16 protein-coding genes are annotated in these 16,245 nt (G+C 64.1%); 12 read left to right on the top strand and 4 right to left on the bottom strand.

Going from position 1 to position 16,245, the window contains the following annotated elements; all coding sequences use genetic code 11:
• Positions 1 to 72: 72 nt before the first annotated feature.
• Positions 73 to 1,296 carry an FAD-dependent oxidoreductase gene (locus UNPA324_RS18060; RefSeq protein WP_141935247.1) on the top strand — a complete coding sequence of 408 codons (1,224 nt, stop codon included), beginning with the start codon at positions 73 to 75 and terminating at the stop codon, positions 1,294 to 1,296.
• 27 nt (positions 1,297 to 1,323) lie between these two features.
• Here the strand turns inward: UNPA324_RS18060 and UNPA324_RS18055 are convergent, their stop codons facing one another.
• The gene (locus UNPA324_RS18055) at positions 1,324 to 2,460 is read right to left on the bottom strand and encodes a GNAT family N-acetyltransferase (protein ID WP_128922540.1); all 1,137 of its coding nucleotides are present in this window, start codon (positions 2,458 to 2,460) and stop codon (positions 1,324 to 1,326) included.
• Positions 2,461 to 2,653: 193 nt separating this feature from the next.
• On the opposite strand from UNPA324_RS18055, the gene UNPA324_RS18050 reads away from it, so the two are divergent.
• Entirely contained in the window at positions 2,654 to 3,649 is a 996-nt protein-coding gene (locus tag UNPA324_RS18050; RefSeq protein WP_141938908.1) for a Bug family tripartite tricarboxylate transporter substrate binding protein, read from the top strand.
• A gap of 48 nt (positions 3,650 to 3,697) precedes the next feature.
• Here UNPA324_RS18050 and UNPA324_RS35965 read toward each other — a convergent pair whose 3' ends face one another.
• Positions 3,698 to 3,820: a hypothetical protein gene (locus UNPA324_RS35965; protein ID WP_283810252.1), complete on the bottom strand. Its 123-nt coding sequence runs from the start codon at positions 3,818 to 3,820 to the stop codon at positions 3,698 to 3,700.
• A 526-nt stretch (positions 3,821 to 4,346) separates the two neighbouring features.
• Between UNPA324_RS35965 and UNPA324_RS18045 the strand changes: the two genes are divergently transcribed.
• Positions 4,347 to 5,636: a c-type cytochrome gene (locus UNPA324_RS18045; RefSeq protein ID WP_141935246.1), complete on the top strand. Its 1,290-nt coding sequence runs from the start codon at positions 4,347 to 4,349 to the stop codon at positions 5,634 to 5,636.
• Between the two features lie 7 nt (positions 5,637 to 5,643).
• Here the strand turns inward: UNPA324_RS18045 and UNPA324_RS18040 are convergent, their stop codons facing one another.
• Together UNPA324_RS18040 and UNPA324_RS18035 are read right to left on the bottom strand one after the other, a co-directional pair.
• Positions 5,644 to 5,943, bottom strand: a complete 300-nt coding sequence (locus UNPA324_RS18040; RefSeq protein ID WP_245471868.1) for a hypothetical protein — start codon at positions 5,941 to 5,943, stop codon at positions 5,644 to 5,646.
• Between the two features lie 51 nt (positions 5,944 to 5,994).
• A complete protein-coding gene (locus UNPA324_RS18035; protein ID WP_141935245.1) occupies positions 5,995 to 7,965 on the bottom strand; it encodes a 4Fe-4S binding protein in 1,971 nt (656 codons plus the stop codon).
• A gap of 164 nt (positions 7,966 to 8,129) precedes the next feature.
• Here UNPA324_RS18035 and UNPA324_RS18030 point away from each other — a divergent pair, with 164 nt between their 5' ends.
• The 9 genes from UNPA324_RS18030 (at position 8,130) to fdh3B (ending at position 16,242) form a co-directional block, all read left to right on the top strand.
• Positions 8,130 to 8,870 carry a biotin/lipoate--protein ligase family protein gene (locus UNPA324_RS18030; protein WP_246667187.1) on the top strand — a complete coding sequence of 247 codons (741 nt, stop codon included), beginning with the start codon at positions 8,130 to 8,132 and terminating at the stop codon, positions 8,868 to 8,870.
• Positions 8,867 to 9,406, top strand: coding sequence for a DUF6505 family protein (locus UNPA324_RS18025; protein WP_141935244.1), 540 nt, complete (start codon positions 8,867 to 8,869; stop codon positions 9,404 to 9,406). The genes UNPA324_RS18030 and UNPA324_RS18025 overlap by 4 nt, the downstream gene beginning before the upstream one ends.
• Positions 9,403 to 10,410, top strand: coding sequence for a DUF6352 family protein (locus UNPA324_RS18020; RefSeq protein WP_141935243.1), 1,008 nt, complete (start codon positions 9,403 to 9,405; stop codon positions 10,408 to 10,410). Before UNPA324_RS18025 ends, UNPA324_RS18020 begins: the two co-directional genes overlap by 4 nt.
• Positions 10,407 to 10,922, top strand: a complete 516-nt coding sequence (locus UNPA324_RS18015; protein ID WP_128922534.1) for a DUF3305 domain-containing protein — start codon at positions 10,407 to 10,409, stop codon at positions 10,920 to 10,922. The genes UNPA324_RS18020 and UNPA324_RS18015 overlap by 4 nt, the downstream gene beginning before the upstream one ends.
• Positions 10,919 to 11,530: a DUF3306 domain-containing protein gene (locus UNPA324_RS18010; protein ID WP_128922533.1), complete on the top strand. Its 612-nt coding sequence runs from the start codon at positions 10,919 to 10,921 to the stop codon at positions 11,528 to 11,530. The genes UNPA324_RS18015 and UNPA324_RS18010 overlap by 4 nt, the downstream gene beginning before the upstream one ends.
• A 134-nt stretch (positions 11,531 to 11,664) precedes the next feature.
• A complete protein-coding gene (locus tag UNPA324_RS18005; protein WP_141935242.1) occupies positions 11,665 to 12,441 on the top strand; it encodes a molecular chaperone TorD family protein in 777 nt (258 codons plus the stop codon).
• 29 nt (positions 12,442 to 12,470) lie between these two features.
• On the top strand, positions 12,471 to 12,689 hold the full coding sequence (locus UNPA324_RS18000) for a twin-arginine translocation signal domain-containing protein (RefSeq protein WP_128922531.1): 219 nt from the start codon (positions 12,471 to 12,473) through the stop codon (positions 12,687 to 12,689).
• A 50-nt stretch (positions 12,690 to 12,739) separates the two neighbouring features.
• Entirely contained in the window at positions 12,740 to 15,634 is a 2,895-nt protein-coding gene (locus UNPA324_RS17995; RefSeq protein ID WP_430641965.1) for a formate dehydrogenase subunit alpha, read from the top strand.
• A gap of 11 nt (positions 15,635 to 15,645) precedes the next feature.
• Entirely contained in the window at positions 15,646 to 16,242 is a 597-nt protein-coding gene (gene fdh3B, locus UNPA324_RS17990; RefSeq protein WP_007592757.1) for a formate dehydrogenase FDH3 subunit beta, read from the top strand.
• Positions 16,243 to 16,245 lie beyond the last annotated feature (3 nt).

The following is a 16,245-nucleotide window of genomic DNA, read 5'->3' as shown; positions in this document are numbered from 1 at the left end:
TTTGGTCCGGCGCTGCGACATCAGGCCAGAGAATTGCACGTGCGACTTTAGTTGACCGTGGGAGCCTGGATCATGACGGCGGACAGAACTGTGACCGAGCCGATCGCCACAGCTGGCACTTCGAGAACCGTCGCGGATATCGCGATCGTCGGCGGCGGCCTTGCGGGATCGCTCGCGGCGGCCGTGCTGGCGCGGGCGGGGCATCGTATTGCCCTGATCGACAAGAGGGCGGTCTATCCGGACGAATTCAGGGTCGAAAAGATCGGCGGCCATCAATTGGCGATGCTGCGAAAGCTGGGCTTCCTCGATGCGCTTGAGAAGGTCGCCTGTCGATATGATCAGGTGCTCAACATCCGGGAAGGCAAGGTGGTCGACGTCAGCGTCGGCCAAGCCTACGGATTTCCCTATGCCGATCTCGTGGCCATGGCGCGCAGCCAGATGCCCGATCCATCCAGCCTGATCGTCGACGAGGTCACCGCGATCAGCTGCAGCGACGGCGTCCAGCATCTCGAGCTGGCCTCCGGACTGCACGTGACTGCGCGCCTCGTCGTTCTGGCCACGGGTATGGCGGGAGCTCTTGCTTACAAACTCGGTATCCGGCGGCGCGTGCTCGCCGAGCGCCACTCGGTCTCGTTCGGCTTCACGATTGCCCGCCGAGATGGTCGCCCGTTCGATTTCGAGGCGCTGACCTGCTATGGCGAGCGGACGGCTGACGGCATCGATTATCTCAGCCTGTTTCCTGTCCGCGGCGGCATGCGGGCCAATCTCTTCATGTTCCGCGACCCGACCGATCCGATCATGCGCGAGCTGCGTCGCGAGCCGGAAGCGACGGTCTTGCGTTTGCTGCCGGGATTGCAGCTCTATCTCGGCGATTTCCGCGTCACCGACCGGGTCCAGAACTGGGTGATGGATCTGACCGTCGTTGAAGGACATCTCCAGCCCGGAATCGTGCTCATTGGCGATGCGTTCCAGACCAATTGCCCCGCCGCCGGCACGGGTGTCGCGCGCCTGCTGGTGGACGTCGATCGTCTTTGCACCGAATATGTGCCGCGATGGCTCACGACCGCCGGCATGGGCCAGGAGAAGATCTCTCAGTTCTATTCCGATCGCGACAAGATCGCGGCGGACCAGCAGTCCCTGAAGATGGCGCGCTTCCGTCAGGCCCTGACGTCTCGCAACGATATCGGCTGGGATGTTCGGCGGCGGTTGCACTTCTTGCGGCGCAGCCTGACACACCGTGTCGATCAAATGCATCCGGGCTGGCTTGGACGTGTTCGCGGCGCGCTGCGTGCCTGAGCTCTGTAGCGCTTCGCCCGCCGTCGGTCAGCGCGTGGGCGTCGGGGTGCGGGCGGGCAGGAGCCGCAAGTCCGATAGCCGCTTGGCCGCCAGCTTCAGCCAGGGCGCCTGATTCAGCGCGAACAGGGCGACGGCGCCCGCGGCGCTGCCGACCTGCGTGACCGCCCACATCGGCGACGGCTGTCCACCGAACAATTTCTTGTAGGGCTCGTCACCAATGGTGAAATCGAGCATCTGATCGCCGCGCTCGATACAATCGCGCGCCACCTGCTCGAACATCAGCGCGCCCAAGGACTGGCTCTTGTACCCGGCAATGTCGAAGGCGCTCATGATGATGAGGAAGCTGTCCCGATGGCACAGTCCGAGCACGGCGGCAATCACTTCGCCGTCCATCTTCATGGCGTAGAGGCGGACAAAGGTGCCGAGACCACGAAGGGCCACGTCGGAATAGAAGCCGAAATATTCCGGACGCTGGAGCAGGTCTCCGTCGCCTTGGGCCTGAAACCGCGGACCACGAAACTTCTTCATCACCTCCAGTGCCTCCAGCACGGCGGCGCTGTCGTCGCAGCATGAGAAGCTCAGCGCGCCCTTTTTCAGCAACTGGCGATATTTCTTTGCGAGCTCCTTCTGATAGGAGCGATCGAGCGCGCTGGCCCGCCATTGCTCGAACGGCGCGACGAGAACCGTGGCGTAGGCATTGGTGTCCATCGATACGCGGCGGGATGCAGCCAGGAGATTTTCGATCGGAAGCCGGCTGTCGGGCAGCTTGGTCATTCGGAGCAGATCGAAAGGGCGAACGAGGCGCCGAATCTGCGCGCATGCACCCGCGTCATCGAGCAGTTGCGAAAATACGTCGGAGCTACAAACCGGTGCCAGATAGTCGGAGACGCGCAGGTCGGCGAATTCGACCGTTCGGATCGGACCGCGCCGGATCCGGAGCAGGGGCAGCACCATCGCAAGAGCTCCCGTCGCGCGGTGGCGGACGACGACGACCAGCGGTGTTGCGCCGGCATCCGAGGCGAGCCTGGTGTAGAGACTGTGCAACCAGATCGGATGCTGGAACGCGGTCGCGACCGAGCGATCAAACAGCTCGGCATATTCCGGGGACAGAAAGTCGAACGCCGGCTCGATGACGATGTCGAACGTGTTGCTGAGCTTGTTCATGCGCAATCAAGGAAACCAGGCATTCGCGACGATCGACCGACCGGTCGCTGCGTTCTATAGCAGGGTCGTTGCGGGCGAAACATCGGCGGCGTGCGATTTGCATTATTGCGCTCAACCGCGTTTGTATCGTTACCAATTTCTTAAAGTCCTCATTCGTGCAACATGGTCAGCACGATCCGGAATACGAAAGACGATGCCCCTCTTCTCACGGCGAGAATTGCTCGATGCGGCGGCGCGGGTCGCGGCGCTGGCCGCCTGGCCCGCTGGCGCGGCCGCGGATGAATACCCCTCCCGGCCCATCAGGCTGGTCATTCCCTATACGGCCGGCGCCGCGGGCGATCAGATCGGCCGTCCCTGGGCCGACAGGACGGCCTCGCTGCTGGGACCGATCTATGTCGAGAATATCGGCGGCGCCGGCGGCGCCATCGGCTCCGCCGCGGTGGCGCAGAGCGCACCTGACGGCTATTCGCTTCTGCTCGGCAATGGCAGCACGCAGGTGATGATTCCGTTGTCCTCGGCGCAGTCGGCCTATGACGGGGTTCGCGATTTCCGCGCCATCTACCGACTGATCATCAGCACGCTCGCATTCGCGGTTCATCCTTCCTTGCCGGTCAGGGACCTGCGGGAGCTGATAGCTTTCGCCAAGGCCAATCCGGGCACGCTTTCCTACGGTACTCCGGGCATCGGCACCGGCAATCATCTCGTCGGGGAGATGTTCAGACAGCAATCGGGCCTTGCCGCGGATTTCGTCCACGTCCCTTATCGGGGCATGGGGCCCGCGACCAACGACCTCGTGAGTGGCCAGATCTCTTCGGTCATTGCCGTGGTCTCAAGCCAGATCCTGCAATTGCATCATGCGGGCAAGTTGCGGTTGATTGCCGTGACGAGCGATCGGCGGTTGAGCGGCGCGCCGGACATTCCGACGGTGATTGAGGCCGGCATGCCCGGCCTCGGATACGCCGGCTGGTTCGGCTTGTTCGCTCCAAGAGCGACCGCGGATACGATCGTGGAGCGGATCGCTGCTGCGACCCGTACGGCGATGGCTGATCCAAAGCTGCAGGAAAGCTATCGTTCGCAAGGTCTGGAGCCGGACGTCGATTCAGGTCCCGACAAGTTTCAGCGCCTGGTCGAGGAGGAGCTGGCCCGCCTCGCTCCCATCGTCAAGGCGCTCGGGCTGAAGCGCGACTGAGATCACGCCGGGCTGGCTCGCTTCCGTCGAGCCCGATTGGGATGGCTGTCAGAGACGCACGCCGGTCGTAGCAAACGCCTGGGCGACGGGCTCCTGGACTCTATTCAAGATCACCATCCCCGCAATCGCGATCAATACGGCCGCGACACAGCCAAGCAGAAAGGCCTTCATCTTCAGACTCCGTCGATCGGAACATTAAGCCATCTATACGACACATCCTTGACGTGAGCAGTCAGAAACGAGCGTCCGTCCGAGCTTTGTCGGCGTTCAAGCGACGAATTCGTAAATTGATTATTGCGGTGCACGCTTCGGAACGGAAGGCGGCCCGGCCCAGTTCAGTATGAATATGGGAGGATCCCGCGTGAAATTGCTGACAACGACTTTGTGCTTCGCGGCACTTTGCCTTTCCGGAAGCGTCTGCGCGCAACCCGCACAGCCCGGTCCATCGGCTGCGCAAACCCCGCCCGAGGACAAGGGCCAGGCACAGCCGCAAGGCTGGACCGGCCCAATCAATACAGGATCGGGTGGCGCGCCCGCCGAAAGTCCCCAAGGTCAGAGTCCGCCTGGAATGCAGGCTGCGCCAGAGGGCTCGTCGAAGACCACCACGGCGCCGGCCAAATAGGCCGGTTCGGATATTCATCTCTGCCGGCTGTTCTGGCAATCTTGCGAGCGTGAATGTGACCAGGACCGGCCAGGAATGACCAGATCATCTTTGTGCGCGAAGATGGCCGCCGCGCTGTGGGTCATCTTTGCCGTCGCATCCGCGCATGCCGAGATGGCGGGACACGGCGGCCCCGTACGGGCGCTTGCCGTCTCCCCCGACGGGGACGAGCTTCTGTCCGGGAGCTTCGACACGACGGCGATCCATTGGTCACTCAAGACGGATACCGCAGAGCAAGTGCTGCGGTATCACGCTGATGGCATCAATGCGGTCGTCCTGCTGAAGGACCGCCGCATGATCACGGCCGGTGCGGATGCACGGATCGCGGTTTGGACGGCGGGCCGCCCTCAGCCGGACCGCGTCCTGGAGGGGCATGTCGCGCCGATCGTGGCGCTTGCCGTGTCGCCCGATGGCTCGCTCCTCGCATCGGCGTCGTGGGATCGGACGGTGCGGCTCTGGTCGCTTTCGGATGGCACCTCGCGTGTGCTCGAAGGGCATTCGCAGAACGTCAACGGCGTCGCCTTCACCCCGCACGGCAGGCTTGTCAGCGTCGGCTACGATCTTACGCTGCGCATCTGGCATTTGCCGGATGGCCAGCCCGAAATCGTGACGTTGCCGGCGCCGCTGAACGCCGTGGCCGTGGCGCCGGATGGCGAAATCATCACGGCTGCGGTCGATGGCAGGCTGCGCATGCTGACCGGGGAGGGCAAAGTCAGCGGCGAGGTCGCGGCCAGTCCGACGCCGGTGGTGGCTTTGGCAATGTCGGCGGACGGCACGTTGATTGCTGCGGCCGGCATCGGCGGCACGGTGGCGATCATCGATCGCAAGTCGCGTAGCCTGCTGCGAACATTGGCTGGACCTGGTCCGCCGGTGTGGTCGGTCGCATTCCTCCCGGATGGCGCGACGCTGCTGACGGGGGGCGCGGACAGCAAGATCAGACGCTGGAATGCGCGCACCGGCGATCCCATCGGCTCGAACCTGGCAGGATCACCGCCCGATCCGCTCGCCGCCTATGCCGGCGATCATGGTGCCGATGTGTTTCGGGCGTGTGTTGCCTGTCATACGTTGTCGGAGAAGGAGGTGCAGCGCGCAGGGCCGACGCTTGCCGGGCTGTATGGCCGGAAGATTGCATCGCTCCCGGGCTACCGTTTCTCCGATGCCCTGAAGACGATGGACATCATCTGGACGCCGGAGACGGTCGCGAAGCTGTTCGAGGTTGGGCCGAACGCCTACACCCCCGGCACCAAGATGCCGGAGCAGCGCATCGGCTCGGCCGAGGACCGCCGCGCGCTCACCGATTTCCTTGGCCGTGTGACCTCGCGATAGCCGCCGCTCAGATCGAATCCCAATTGTCCATCGGAAGATCCCTCATCTCCGGATGTTGCTTGAGAATGTGAATGACGTCGATGCCGGGGTGCTCCTTGAGCGCTTCCGCGACACAATGGTTGACGTATTTGCGGCGCGACAGCCAAGCGATCTTCTTGCCTTTTGCTTCGGCTTTGCAGCTGACGATCGCCTGCTTAACGGCGACCTTTTGTGTCTTGGTGAGCGGAGGAGCGGCAGCTTCGGCCGCTCCTCCGGCGAGAGCGATGGAGATCATGCACGTCGACAGAGCTGTGATCAAACGAGACATGGTGATGCTTCCCTGGTTTCCTGCCCCTGCGTAGACGTCTTGTGGTCCTGTCTAGTCCTTGCCCTCGCGCTGACGTAGATAGTCGTCCGTCGTCCGCGGCGGTGTTCGTTCCGGAACGCCCTTGAACGGATCGAATTGCTGCTCGCTCGTGACGATGACGCGGCAGTCGGCGCACATCCTGAGCGTCTCGATCCGCTTGTCGCCGGCCGGGTACATCCAATGGCGGCCTTCGAGCTTCGCAGCGATGCGGTCGATCGTGCTCTTCACTCCAAATGGTGTGCCACAGCGGACGCAGAGCGCCGGCTCCTCCTCCTTGAGAACAGCGGCGGGCGCGCGGGCCGCGCGGAAATCAATTTGCGGCGCGAGGCTGATGACCTTTTCCGGACAGGTGCTCTGGCACAGGCCGCATTGCACGCAGGCATCCTCGATGAATTTCAGCACGGGCCGCTCGGGGTCGTCGCGTAGCGCGCCGGTCGGGCAGGCCGAGACGCAGGAGAGGCACAGCGTGCAGCCGCTGGCGTCGACGCGGATCGCACCGATCGGCGCGCCTTTCGGCAGCGCGATCACGTCGACCGGATTCGGCGCCAGACGATGCAGCTCGCTCAGTCCGAAGCGTAAGAGGTCGCGCCGCTTGCCTACGGTCTTGAAGGTCGCCGGCGTTGCGACGGCCGCGAGGGTGCCGATGTCAGCCAAATGTTCGCCGAGCGCATCGGGATCATCCGTTTCGATGGTGGCGAGGCGGCGGCCGGCAAATCCGAGACCGCCAAGGATCGCCTCGGCCGTGCCGATCGTCTGCGACAGTCCGGTCACATCGTGGCGCGGCTTTGCGCGAAGCAGATAGCGCACGGCGGATACGCCATAGGCGAAGGCACCGACGATCGCCTCCAGCCCGAGCTGCGTGAGCTCGTTGACGGCAAAGGGAAGGACGTTCGCCGGCAAGCCGTCGCCGTGACGCGCCAGGGCATCGATCAGCGGCGTGCCATGCGGGCTGTCGTGAAAGAGCAGCACGGCATTTGCGCCGCCGGCCTCGCGATAGGCGAGCAGCATGGCGCGAATTCGCTGCAGCTGCGTATCGGCGGGCGGCAGCGTGTAAGACGCGGCGCCAGTCGGGCAGGCGGCCGCGCATTGGCCGCAGCCGGCGCAGATGTTCGGGTCGATCGCGACATGATCGCCGACGGGCGTGATCGCCCCGGTCGGGCAGAGATCGAGGCACCGATGACAGCCTGTGCGCTTCGAGCGCGAATGGGCGCAAAGAGCGGGCGCAACATCGACATATTTCGGCTTGTCAAAGCTGCCGATGAGATCGCGGGCGATCAGCACGGCGCGCAAGACCGCGGCGGGGTCATTCGTGTCGGCGCGAAGATAGCCATCGCGTAAGTCGTGGGCGGGAAACAGCGGCATATCGCCGGAAAGGTCAAGCACAATGTCGCAGCGCGAGGTGACCCCGCTTCGCGCCGCATCCACCACGAAGCGATCGCGCGAGGAGGGGCGGGGACGCGCATAGTTGTCGATAGCAAGCTCGAAGGCGCCGAAATACCCCTTCGCGGAGCGGATCGTACCCTTCACGATCGGGAAGACCGTTGCCGCAGGCGGCGTTATGTCGTCGAGCTGCTTCAGCATCACCGTGACGTCGAGATGATCCGCAAGCAGGCGGCCGGCCTCGATCGCGGCCTCGTCGCGTCCGTAGATCAGGATTACGCCCTGGCTCGACAAGGTGACGAGCGGATAGTCCGGGGCCGGAACGGACGCGGATGCGAGCAGGGCGGCCATTTTCGCGCCAGCGCGCGCGCCGTCGCGCGACCAGCCGGCCGTTTCGCGGACATTGACGAAATTGATCGCATCAAGCCGGTCGCCGGCCTCGTCCGAGAACTGCGCCGCCTGCTGCGTGCAGGCAACGGTCAAGGCTCCTTCTGCTGCCGCGATCTTGCGGAAATGATCGAGCTCCGCACCGCAGAGATGGCTAAAGCTCTTGATCTCGCTGCTCGGACATCCGCGCCGGATCGCGGCCACGTCGAGGCGCATCGTGCCTTCGCACGAGCAGATCAGGATGGTTTTCGCTGGTTGCTCCAGGTTAACCCCTCCGCCGTTCGGGCGCCGACGATGGACTCGCGCCGACCCCTTGTCTCGTATAGACATTATCCATCGGGAAGAAAAGGAAAGCGGAGGACGGCCTGCCGTCGACCCCAGTGAGCCATGTTTCCCTGGCGGAACCGATTCACCTGCCGCCGCCGTTCACATTGGTGCGGCTGCGCGAGAGTGGCGACGCTTTTGCCCACGCATGCCGCATTGCACCGGAAAGCGGCGCCGGCACGCTCGTCTATGTCGGCCGCTTCGACCTCGCGGAGTTCGCCGTCGTGCTCGAGCCGGCCGAGCCCTTGCGCAGCGCGCGGCGTGCGTTTTACGCCGGCATGGTCGCTCTCACCGATGCGCTTCGCGCCTATGCGCCCCCGAGCAAGCCGATCACGATCGGCTGGCCGGATGCCGTCAGGATCGACGGCGGGCTGGTCGGCGGCGGACGCATGGCTTGGCCTTCCGATGCCGACGAGGATGCGCCGCCGCCGTGGCTGGTGTTCGGCGCCATGATCCGGACAATTGCCATGAGCGATGATGATCCCGGCGTTCACCCGCTGGTCTCGGCACTGGATCACGAAGGCTTTGGCGAGGTCGGCGCCGCGCAGATCACCGAGAGCTTTGCCCGGCACCTGATGCTGGCGCTCGATAGCTGGCGGGTTGATGGCTTTGACAGCCTTGCGCGCGACTATCTCACCCGGATGCCGCGTGAAAGGCAGACGATTCAGCGCATCGACGATCGCGGCGATGTTCTGACACGCCGCATCGGAACGGATCGGGTCGAACGAAGCGATCTCGTGCAGGCGCTCGCGACGCCGTCCTGGCTTGATCCCTCCCTTGGAGGACCGCGCCTGTGAAGCTCCTGCGCACCATCGCGCTCGATCCCTCCGATACCTTCGTGTTCGACGTGGCCGCGGAGCCGGGCGAATGGGCCGTCTCCGGCGCGTTCCGCTTCTGGGATCGCGACGGCGCCCGGCTCGAGGGCAAGGAGCGAGCGGCGTTTCGCGGCGGCTTCCTCGGGGTGCAATCCTGGGGCTGGTCGACATTGGCGCAAATCGTTCCGGCCACCGCGGACGACTACCATGGTTTGATCGATCTCCTAGCCGGGCAGCTCGTCGACCGCTTCGGCGCGCCGGATATGGCTGTTGCCAAGATGGCCGCGGAAGAGGAGGTCGCATTCGCGCAGTCGCTCTGCAGCCATCCGATCAGCTCGCTTATTGCAGTGCACCGGACCTCAAGCGATGGCGAGGTGCGCGAGTCCTTCCGCCGCCTGCAGCTCCGCGAAGGGCAGGGGCATAGCAAGGCGTTCTCGTTCATGGAAATGGAGGACGACGTCGAGCCCGGCGGCGCTCTCAAGCTTGCGGATCTGGGCCGGGAGCCAACCGTCAGATGAACGATTTCTGGATCGCGTGTGGCCATCACCTGCTCGATCGCGACGAGGGCGGCGGGCTCCGCGTCACCGATGAGTTCCTCAAGGCCTATTTTGCCCGTCCAGAACTGATGCCGCCGGAGGACGCGTGCCCCGTCGAACGCCGGCTGCACCGGGAGCTGCTCGCCGAGCCGCGTCGCATGGTCAGCGCGGAGGAAGTCGCCGCGATCGTCGATGCCGATGCGAGGGAGAATTGGCGCTTCGTGCTGGCGTTTCGCGATCTCCTGGTGCGGCATCCGACGCTCGAAGCCGCCTATCTTGCATCGGTACGGTCCGGAGCGAACGATCTGCCGCCGCTGTTCGTCAACCAGCTCGTGCACGTCATCCTGCGGAATGCGCTCGACGGTTGCGACGACCCGTTCGTGCTGCGCGCGGCCGAGCTGTTCTTCCGGATCCAGCGCATCCTGCCACATGAGCAGGCCCTGTTGCTCGGCGACGAGGAGATTGTCGGCGGCCGGAGCCCGACCCCGGTGCTCTCTCTGATGTCGATGCTGGGGGCGGCCCTTGATGCGACGATCGAGGTGTTGAGCGAGGAGAATGCGCAGGCCTATTGGCAGCGCAGCGACCAGTTCGACATGGCTCTCGACCTCACGCCCGATGGGCGTGGACCCGCGGCGCTGGCTCTGGCGATGACGCGTTGGGTATCCCATCTGCTCGGTATCAACGTGACGATCGAGCCGCTGCGGGCGCTGCAGGACGCCAAGCTGAGCTGGTATGTCGGGCTCGACGCCGACGCCACCAGGCTCGGCGACCGTCTTTGGCGCGGCGAAGAACTCGACGAGCGGACCGCGGACCGCGTGCTCGCGCTGTTCCGGCTGACCTTTGCGGATTCCAGCCACGCGCTCGACGATGTCGGGGATGAGCCCGTCTACTTGATCCTGTCGATGACGCCCGATCAGAAGCTTCGGTTGAAGCCGCAGAATCTGCTGACCGGGCTGCCGGTGAAACGTCTGGAGATGGCGACATGAGCCCTGCTGCGCTGCCGTCCCTCTCGATTCCTGTCGGCGTCGTGGTCGAGCGGCGCAAGGCGGCCTCGCCTTGGGCCGATTTCGTCTGGCGCGGGATTGCCGTCCTGCCGGACGAGCCGGCCACAACACCCTGGACGGTGCTTCGCGAGCAGGACGACACGACCCTGTTCTATGCCGGAAGCGCCGCCATCGAACTTTATCCGTCCGAAACGGCGCGCTATCGTGACAATCTGGCTTCAAGCAATCCAAGCCTGTGGACTGTGCTGACGCCATCGGAAGGCGTCTGGCCCTATGCGGTTGCGGCGGTGACCGCCGATCCTGCGGAGGGCGAGGGCTTTACCGAAGCCGCCGACAATCTCGTCGAGGCGGTGCCGATGCCGGAGGCCCTGCTTGAGGTCATTGAAAAGTTCGTTGCCGAGCATCATGTCGAGCGGGAGTTCGTCAAGCGTACGCGGCGCCGAGCCGACCCGGAGGCGTTGGCGCGGCGCGAACATGAAGGCGGACAGGAATGAGCGAGGAGGAGTTCCTTTCGCGTTGGTCCCGCCGCAAGCGCGAATCGCGAGCGGAGCCGGCGAAGCCTGCCGAGGCACAGCCCACGCCCGCGTCCGAGAGCAGGGACGTCGAGAGCGAGTTTGACCTCTCCAGCCTGCCGTCGATCGACGACATCAACGCGGTGACCGACATCACTGCCTTCCTGAGCAAGAATATTCCCCGGGAATTGAGCCGTGCGGCTCTTCGCCGCGCCTGGGCGACCGATCCCGCCATTCGCGACTTCATCGGGCTTGCGGAGAATGCATGGGACTTCAACGACCCGACGGCGATGCCGGGCTTTGGACCCCTCGATTGCTCCTCGGAGGAATTGGCCGCGCTTGTCGATCGCGTCGTCGGCGGGGTGCGTGAGGCGGTCGAGTCTCTCCCAGAGGCGTTGATTGAAGCAGTGGATTCCCCCGTGGAATTGCATCAAGCGGATGCGACGGTCGCATCCGATGCTGTCGAGCAGTCGAACGCGACGGAATGCGCGGCAAGCCCTGCTGCAGTGCAACCGACGGTCTCAGGCAGATCTGCGGATCTTGCGGAGCCCGTCGGGCCCCGCACCCACGGTGGTGCACTGCCGCGCTGAGCAGCACGACCAAAGGCTATAGGTCCGGGCTATGGGCGGCAATTGACCAGCTCTGGAACCAGGATTACGCTCCCCTAGTGCTTTGAAACAAAGACAATAATCAAGCAGACGGGACTCTTGGATGGGAGGTCCACGTGCGTGATGACGGGCTCGAACGCGCGATCGGTGCCGCAGGCGGCATAGCTCAGCTTGCGCGGAAAATCGGCATCAGCCAGCCCTCCATCTCGAACTGGACCCGCGTGCCCGCACAACGGGTGATTGCAGTCGAAACCGCGACGGGTGTTCCCCGCAACGACTTACGGCCCGATCTCTACGAACAGGCCACGCCCGCAGAACTGGTCGACCCCGTCGATGACGCGCGTGCGCAGGAATACGCGCTGCTGGCGACACTGCTGTCTGCGCCTCCGTCGAAACGTCTGCTCGATCGGCTCGCTGCGCTGGCCGGTAACGCGACGCCGCTCGGGCGCGCGCATGCGGCGCTGGCCGATGCCGCCGAGAGCGCGGTCGCAGCGCAAGTCGAGCGGCAGTATTTCGATCTGTTCGTCGGGCTGGGCCGTGGCGAATTGTTGCCCTACGCCTCCTATTACCTGACAGGTTTTCTGAACGAACGGCCCTTGTCGCGCCTGCGCGCGGATCTGACGCGCCTCGGCATTGAGCGGATTGCCAATAATTCCGAACCTGAGGATCACGCCGCCATCCTGTGCGAGACCATGTCGGGTCTTGCCGACGGCAGCTTCAATGCTTCGCCCGAGGCGCAGCACGCGTTCTTCGAAAAGCATGTGTCACCTTGGATGGGGCGGTTGTTCGCCGACATGGAGAGTGCCGGCAACGTCCACTTCTATCGGGCAGTCGGCGCGGTCGGCCGCACATTCATCGAGATCGAGACGGAAGCATTCACATTCGCCAACTGACCGAGGTGCCTTGGTCCAGGAGAGATGCGATGAGTGACGAGACGAAAGCAAAGGTCGGACGCCGCGACTTCCTTCGCAAGGTCGGCATCGGCACGGTCGGCGCCGGCGCGACGCTTGCGACGCCGCTCGTCGGGTCCGCGCAGGCGGACAGCGAAAACAACGATGAAAAGCGCAAGGCCCGCTACAAGGAATCCGATCACGTGAAGACGTATTACCGCGTCAATCGTTATCCGGCCAAGGGAGGCTGACCGTGCTGATCAAGCGAACACACCAGCATTCCCTGCGCCGGGGCTCCGTCATGGAGTCTCTTGCGGGACAGGCCGGCGGTCTCGACCGCCGCAGCTTCCTGCGCAAATCCGGTGTTGCCGGCGGCGCGCTTGCTGCGCTTGGTACCATGCCGCTCGGCAGCGTGCGTAAGGCGGAAGCAGCCAAGGCCGGTCCGCTCACCGAAGGCGCGACCATCCGCAAGAGCATCTGCACGCATTGCTCGGTTGGCTGTACGGTGACTGCCGAAGTCTTGAACGGCGTATGGATCGGCCAGGAGCCCAGCTGGGATTCGCCGATCAATCGAGGCTCGCATTGCGCCAAGGGCGCGTCGGTGCGCGAACTCGTGCACAGCGAGCGGCGGCTGCGCTATCCGATGAAGCTCGTGGGCGGGCAGTGGACACGCGTGTCCTGGGACACCGCGATCAACGAGGTCGGCGACAAGCTTCAAGCCGTACGCGAGAAGTCGGGCCCCGATTCCGTCTATTGGCTCGGCTCGGCCAAGATGACCAACGAAGGCGCCTACCTGTTCCGCAAGCTCGGTGCGTTCTGGGGGACCAACAACACCGATCACCAGGCTCGCATCTGCCATTCGACTACCGTCACCGGCGTCGCCAATACCTGGGGCTACGGCGCGATGACCAACAGCTACAATGATATCCGCAATGCGAAGACACAGGTCGTCTTGGGCGGCAATCCGGCCGAAGCGCATCCGGTATCGCTGCAACATCTGCTCGAGGGCAAGGAGCTGCAAAAGGCCAACTTTGTCGTCATCGACCCGCGCCTGACGCGCACGGCCGCGCATGCAACCGAATATGTGCGGATGCGGCCGGGCACCGACATCCCGGTGCTCTACGGCATGATGTGGCACATTCTCCAGAACGGGTGGGAGGACAAGGAGTTCATCCGTCAGCGCGTCTACGGTTTCGACGACATCAAGAAAGAGGTTGAGAAGTGGCCCCCGGAAGAAGTCGAGCGCGTCACCGGCATTCCCGGCGAGCAGCTCAAGCGCGTCGCCAAGATGTTCGCCACCGAGAAGCCGGCAACCCTCATCTGGGCCATGGGCCAGACCCAGAAGACCGTCGGCACCGCCAACGTGCGGGCGAGCTGCATCGCGCTCCTGATGACCGGCAATGTCGGTAAGGCCGGCGCTGGCGCCAACATCTTCCGCGGCCATGACAACGTGCAGGGTGCGACCGATGTCGGGCTCGATATCGTCACGCTGCCGTTCTACTACGGCCTCGCCGAAGGCGCCTGGAAGCATTGGTCGCGGGTCTGGGAGGTCGATTATGACTTCCTGAAGTCCCGCTTCGACTCCAAGCAGATCATGGAAACCCCGGGCATTCCGCTGACCCGTTGGTTCGACGCGGTGACGCTGCCCAAGGATCAGGTCGCGCAGAGAGATAATGTGAAGGCGGTGTTCGTGCAGGGACACGCCTCCAACAGCATCACCCGCATTCCTGAGTCCCTCAATGGTCTGAAGGCGCTCGAGCTGCTCGTCATTGCCGACCCGCATCCGACGACCTGGGCCTCGCTCGCCGTCGAGGCGGGCCGCAAGGATGGCGTCTACATTCTGCCGGTCGCCACCCAATTCGAATGCAAGGGGTCCCGCGTCGCCTCCAACCGCTCGCTGCAATGGGGCGAGCAGATCGTGAAGCCAATCTTTGAATCGAAGGATGATCTCGAGGTCATCTACCTGATGGCGAAGAAGCTCGGTTTCGCCGACCAGATGTTCAAGAAAATCAAGGTCGAGAACAATCTTCCTGAAGCGGAGGATGTGCTGCGCGAGATGAACCGCGGCAGCTGGTCGACCGGCTATTGCGGGCAATCGCCCGAGCGCCTCAAGGCGCACATGAAGAACCAGGCCAAGTTCGATATGCTATCGATGCGGGCACCGAAGGACGATCCCGAGGTCGGAGGCGACTATTACGGTCTGCCCTGGCCGTGCTGGGGGGCACCGGAGGTCAAGCATCCCGGCACGCCGCTGCTCTACAACACCAATCTGCACGTGATGGACGGCGGCGGCACGTTCCGGCCGCGGTTCGGCATCGAGCGCGAAGAGAAGTTGCCGGACGGCACGACCCGGAAGGTGAGCCTGCTGGCGGACGGCTCGTACTCGTTGGGGTCGGGAATTCAGGACGGCTACCCGGAGTTCACGCTGGCGAGCCTGAAGAAGCTCGGCTGGGACACCGAGCTAACCGAAGCGGAAATAGCTGTGATCAACAAGGTCAATCCGGCCAATCCGGACGCGGTGTCGTGGGCGCTCGACCTGTCGGGCGGGATCCAGCGGGTGGCGCTGGCCCATGGCTGCGTGCCTTACGGCAACGGCAAGGCGCGCATGAATGCCTTCGGCTTGCCGGATCCGATTCCTGTTCACCGCGAGCCGATCTACACGCCGCGCGTCGACCTCGTCGCCAAATATCCGACGCTGCCCGACGCCAAGCAGTTCCGCATGCCCAATATCGGGTTCTCCGTGCAGAAGGCGGCGGTGGAGAAGGGGATTGCAAAACAGTTCCCGCTCATCCTGTCGTCCGGCCGCCTGGTCGAATATGAGGGCGGCGGCGAGGAGACCCGAACCAACCCGTGGCTCGCTGAATTGCAGCAGGACATGTTCATCGAGATCAATCCTGCCGATGCCGCCGAGCGCGGTGTCAAGGACGGTGGCTGGGTTTGGGTCACCGGTGCCGAGAACAATTCCAGGGCGAAGATGAAAGCGCTCGTCACCGAGCGCGTGGGCAAGGGCGTTGCCTGGATGCCATTCCACTTCGGCGGCTGGTTCGCAGGCAAGGATCTTCGCGGCAATTACCCGAAGGGCACCGACCCGATCGTGCTCGGCGAAAGCGCCAACACGATCACGACCTACGGATACGACCCCGCGACGGGCATGCAGGAGCCCAAGGTCACTCTCTGCCAAATCGCGGCGGCTTAGGAGTAACGACGATGGCTCGGATGAAATTTCTCTGCGACGCCGATCGCTGCATCGAGTGCAACGCCTGCGTCACCGCCTGCAAGAACGAGCACGAGGTGCCATGGGGCATCAACCGGCGCCGCGTCGTCACCATCAACGACGGCAAGCCGGGCGAGCGATCGATCTCGATGGCCTGCATGCACTGCACGGACGCGCCCTGCGCGGCCGTGTGCCCGGTGAACTGCTTCTACACCACCGCCGACGGCGTCGTGCTGCATTCCAAGGATCTCTGCATCGGCTGCGGCTATTGTTTCTACGCCTGCCCGTTCGGTGCTCCGCAATATCCGAAGGTCGGCAACTTCGGCTCTCGCGGCAAGATGGACAAATGCACCTATTGCGCCGGCGGCCCCGAGGCCGACGGCAGCAAGGAGGAATACGAGAAATACGGCGCGAACCGGCTGGCCGAAGGCAAGCTGCCGCTGTGTGCCGAAATGTGCTCGACCAAGTCGTTGCTTGCAGGCGACGGCGAGATCATCGCGCAGATCTACAAGGAGCGCGTCATGAAGCGCGGCTATGGCTCGGGCGCATGGGGCTGGAAGACCGCATATCGCGAGACAATCGAGTCCTGACAT

Source organism: Bradyrhizobium sp. UNPA324, from assembly GCF_006658635.1.
Taxonomy (GTDB): Bacteria; Pseudomonadota; Alphaproteobacteria; order Rhizobiales; family Xanthobacteraceae; genus Bradyrhizobium; species Bradyrhizobium nanningense.
Note: the sequence above shows the minus strand (reverse complement) of the source record. Positions and strands in the feature narration are given on the sequence as shown.